This is a genomic window from Nguyenibacter vanlangensis, from assembly GCF_013376155.1.
Taxonomy (GTDB): domain Bacteria; phylum Pseudomonadota; class Alphaproteobacteria; order Acetobacterales; family Acetobacteraceae; genus Gluconacetobacter; species Gluconacetobacter vanlangensis.
This window is the reverse complement of sequence record NZ_JABXXP010000256.1, coordinates 1-3,970: the sequence shown is the minus strand read 5'-3', so window position 1 is coordinate 3,970 and position 3,970 is coordinate 1. Positions and strand designations below refer to the sequence as shown.

Here is a 3,970-nt window from a genome sequence, read left to right as displayed (position 1 = left end):
GCACCTGCGGCCCGGCGCGCTGGTCGCCGCAACCTGGCCTTTGCCGGGCGAAATCGATCTGCGCGGCCTGTGCGCCGACCTGCATGCCGACGGCTATGGGGTGCTGCTGCCCGAAACCCTGCCGCGCGGCCATGCGCTGCGCTTCCGCCGCTGGCATCCCGGCACGCCGATGCATCCCGGCCGCTTCGGCACCCATTATCCGGACGGACCCGTCGCCCGGCCCGATTTCGTGTTCGTGCCCCTGCTCGGTTTCGACCGGCGCGGTTTCCGGCTGGGCTATGGGGGCGGCTATTACGACCGCACCCTGGCGGAACTCGGCGTCGGAACATGGGACGGATCGGGCGCCGAACCGGCAGGCCCCAGGGAGGCGGTGTCCAGGGGCACGGTATCCGGGGGCGCGGTGCCGGCGGCGGGATACGGCCTGGCGGCGCAGGAAGTGCCCGCCGTGCCCGTCGGCCCGCACGATATCCCCCTGCCGGTCATCGTGACCGAGCACGAAACGATCCGCTGCGGACGATAAAGCCGGCAAACCCGGCCGCGGCGATGGACGGGGATGCCGTTCGGGTCTACCCACCAGAGTCCAGCATATGGATGACGGAAAAAGGGGAAAGGCCGGGTGCGGATCTTGTTTCTGGGCGATATCGTCGGACGCGCGGGGCGCGAGGCGGTGATGGCATCCCTGCCGGGCCTGCGGCGCACCCTCCGGCTCGATCTGGTGGTGGTGAACGGCGAAAATGCCAGCCACGGTTTCGGCCTCTCCCCCGCCATCGCGCAGGACCTGTTCGCCGCGGGGGCCGATATCGTCACCCTGGGCAACCATGCCTGGGACCGCAAGGACCTGATCGGCCATATCGATGCCGAGCCCCGCATCATCCGTCCCGCCAATTACCCGCCCGGCACCCCCGGCCAGGGCAGCGCCCTGGTCACGCTGGTCGACGGACGCAAGGCGCTGGTGATTAACGTGATGGGCCGCCAGTTCATGGACGCCCTCGACGATCCCTTCCGCGCCGTGGCCGACATCCTCGCGCGCCATCGCCTGGGGGTCACGGTGCAGGCCGTGGTGGTCGACATCCATGCCGAGGCCTCCAGCGAGAAATGGGCCATGGGCCACGTGCTCGACGGGCGCGCCTCGCTGGTGGTGGGCACCCACACCCATACCCCCACCGCCGATCATCGCATCCTGCCCGGCGGCACGGCGTTCCAGACCGATGCCGGCATGTGCGGCGACTATGACAGCGTGATCGGCATGGGCAAGGACGCGGCCATCGCCCGCTTTCTGCGCCGCATGCCCGGCGAACGCCTGCAACCGGCCGAGGGCCAGGCCAGCCTGGCCGGCATCATGGTCGAGACCGATGACGCCACCGGCCTTGCCCGCCGCGTGGCGCCGCTGCGCATGGGCGGATTGCTGGCCCCGACCACGCCGGATTTTTAGAGCGGATTCCGTTCAGGCGGAATCGTTTGAACGGATAAGGATGCTCTATCCGGCCGGCTGCTCCGGGGGCAGGGGACGCGGCCGGCGGTGATCGTCTATGGCGACGAAGGTGAAGACCCCTTCCGTCACCTTGACGGTCTCGTGCGAATGGCGCGCCCGCCGCCAGGTCTCGACATGGATCGACATCGACGTGCGCCCCGTGCGGATGATGCGCGTATACAGGCTGACCTCGTCGCCGATCAGCACCGGCTGGTGCAGCACCACCTTGTCGATCGCCACCGTCACGCACCGCCCCGCCGCCCGCAGCGCCGCCGTGGTCCCCGCCGCCAGGTCCATCTGCGACATCAGCCAGCCGCCGAAAATATCCCCCGCGGCATTGGCATCCGCCGGCATCGCCACCACGCGGATCGTGGGGGGCACGGTCGGGCGTCCGGCCGCGGGCGCGGGGTCGTCAAGGGTGGCGGTGCTTGCAAAGGTCACGCGGGCAGGCTCCTGGCACGGCCCGAAGGCCGAAAACGCGGGTCAGCGGAAAGGCGGTTCGTCAAACCCGCGTAGCTTGCGCGAATGCAGCCGGTCCACCCCCTGCGCGCGCAGCAGCCGCATGGTCTCGATCCCCACCGTCAGGTGCTGCGCCACCCGCTCGCGATAGAACGCATTCGCCATGCCGCGCAATTTCAGCTCACCATGCAAGGGCTTATCCGACACGCACAGCAGCGTCCCATACGGCACCCGGAAGCGAAACCCGTTCGCCGCGATGGTCGCCGACTCCATGTCCACCGCGATGGATCGCGACATGTTTATCTGGGTGAACAGCGCATTCAGCCGCAATTCCCAGTTCCGGTTGTCGGTCGTCATCACCGTGCCGGTGCGCAGCCGCGTCTTCAGTTCCGAATCGCGCAGCCCCGTCACCTGCGCGGTGACTTCCTGCAACGCCACCTGCACCTCGGCGATCGGCGGCACCGGCACCCAGGGCGGCAGGTCGTCGTCCAGCACATGGTCGTCGCGGACATAGCCGTGGGCCAGCACGTAATCGCCCAGGCGCTGCGTGCGGCGCAGCCCGGCGCAATGCCCCACCATCAGCCAGCAATGCGGCCGCAGCACCGCCAGATGGTCGGTGATCGTCTTCGCGTTCGCCGGACCCACGCCGATATTGACCAGCGTGATCCCGTCCCCGTCCGGCCGGCACAGGTGATAGGCCGGCATCTGCGGCAGGCTGCCGGACATGTGCGGGGCCGGCGGGTCGCCCCGGCGATGGACCAGGTCGCCCGGCTCGACGAACCGGTCATATTCCTCCCCCCGGTCGACCTGCGCGCGCCCATATTCGCGGAACGCGTCGACATAGCGCTGGTAGTTGGTCAGCAGGATGAAGCGCTGCACGTGGCGGGGCGAGGTCCCGGTATAATGATGCAGCCGCGCCAGCGAGTAATCCGTCCGCTCGGCGGTGAACAGCGCCAGCGGCCGCGGCTCGCCCGGCTGCGGGATCAGCGCGCAATTGGCGATCAGGTCGTCGGTGGCGTGCAGGTCCGGCAGCGCGAAATGCCGCTGCAGCGCCCGCAGGTCGTCCTCGGTGATCGCGGTCACCGCCTCTTCCATCACATAGGGCAGCGGGATCGGCCGGCGCGACTTTCCCACCAGCACCGGCTGGCGGTAATGGCGCAGCAGGATGTCGATCTGCTCGCGCCAGTAATCGCGGAACAAAGCGGGCCGCGTCAGGGTGGTGCCGTAGAATCCCGGCTCCAGCACCACGTCGAAGGGCGGACGCGTCTCCTCGGGCGGCGGCGTCCGGTCGACCGGAAAGGCCAGGTAGGGATAGGTCGGTACGGCCTGCATGCCGCCCTGCCGGCCGGCGAAGGCCGCGCGCAGGGCATGCACCCCGGCCTCGTAGATCTCGCTGATCCGCTCCACCGCCTCGGCGGCATCGGTGAACGCCTCGAAATCCGTGCCCACCCGGTCGCGGATCGCCGCCATGTCCTCGGTCATGTGCCCCCTATCCGGCGCCCTGTCCCGGCGCCCCTCCTGGCCTGTCGTGCCGTCGTCCCGTCCGGACGGATCATCAACGCCGGATCAGGATATAGTTGATCGTCAGGTCGATATCGAAATGGTCGCCCGTCATGTCCGGCGGCACGGGCGGCAGTTCGGCGCCATGGAACATGCCGGTGGTGGCGGCATCCAGGTAGTACGACCCGGACTGCCCGGTCAGCCGCACCGCCTTCACCCGCCCGCTGCGATCCAGCACCACATGGACCGAGGACGGACCCTCCTCCCCGGCACGGGCCGCTTCCTCGGGGTAGTACATGTGGGCGCGGATCCAGCGATCGATCTCTTCGCCGTAATCCTCGCTCACCCCGCGGATCTGGGTCTGGGTGGAATAGGGCGCGTTCAGTTGCCCGTTGCGTACCATCGGCCCGACCGACAGGTCGATCGGACTGCCCGACCCGCCGGCCCGGCCGCGCCGCTGGCGCACCGGCCCGGGCGACGGGGCAAAGGACAAATCCATCGGCGAATCGAACGGCGAGGGCGCATGCGTCGGCGTCCGCG

5 protein-coding genes are annotated in these 3,970 nt (G+C 69.3%); 2 read left to right on the top strand and 3 right to left on the bottom strand.

The window, feature by feature from the left end; all coding sequences use genetic code 11:
- Positions 1 to 4 precede the first annotated feature (4 nt).
- Both HUK84_RS11870 and HUK84_RS11865 read left to right on the top strand, forming a co-directional pair.
- Positions 5 to 520 (top strand): 5-formyltetrahydrofolate cyclo-ligase, encoded by a 516-nt coding sequence (locus HUK84_RS11870; RefSeq protein ID WP_374729326.1) that lies wholly within the window; start codon positions 5 to 7, stop codon positions 518 to 520.
- A 96-nt stretch (positions 521 to 616) separates the two neighbouring features.
- Positions 617 to 1,432 (top strand): TIGR00282 family metallophosphoesterase, encoded by an 816-nt coding sequence (locus HUK84_RS11865; RefSeq protein ID WP_176640477.1) that lies wholly within the window; start codon positions 617 to 619, stop codon positions 1,430 to 1,432.
- A 45-nt stretch (positions 1,433 to 1,477) separates the two neighbouring features.
- On the opposite strand, the gene HUK84_RS11860 is transcribed toward HUK84_RS11865, so the two are convergent.
- From HUK84_RS11860 to HUK84_RS11850, 3 genes are all read right to left on the bottom strand, one after another.
- Positions 1,478 to 1,825, bottom strand: coding sequence for an acyl-CoA thioesterase (locus HUK84_RS11860; protein ID WP_176640479.1), 348 nt, complete (start codon positions 1,823 to 1,825; stop codon positions 1,478 to 1,480).
- Between the two features lie 129 nt (positions 1,826 to 1,954).
- A complete protein-coding gene (locus HUK84_RS11855; protein WP_176640476.1) occupies positions 1,955 to 3,412 on the bottom strand; it encodes an AMP nucleosidase in 1,458 nt (485 codons plus the stop codon).
- 73 nt (positions 3,413 to 3,485) lie between these two features.
- Positions 3,486 to 3,970: energy transducer TonB (locus HUK84_RS11850; RefSeq protein WP_176640475.1), on the bottom strand; the 485-nt coding region annotated here is incomplete at its 5' end.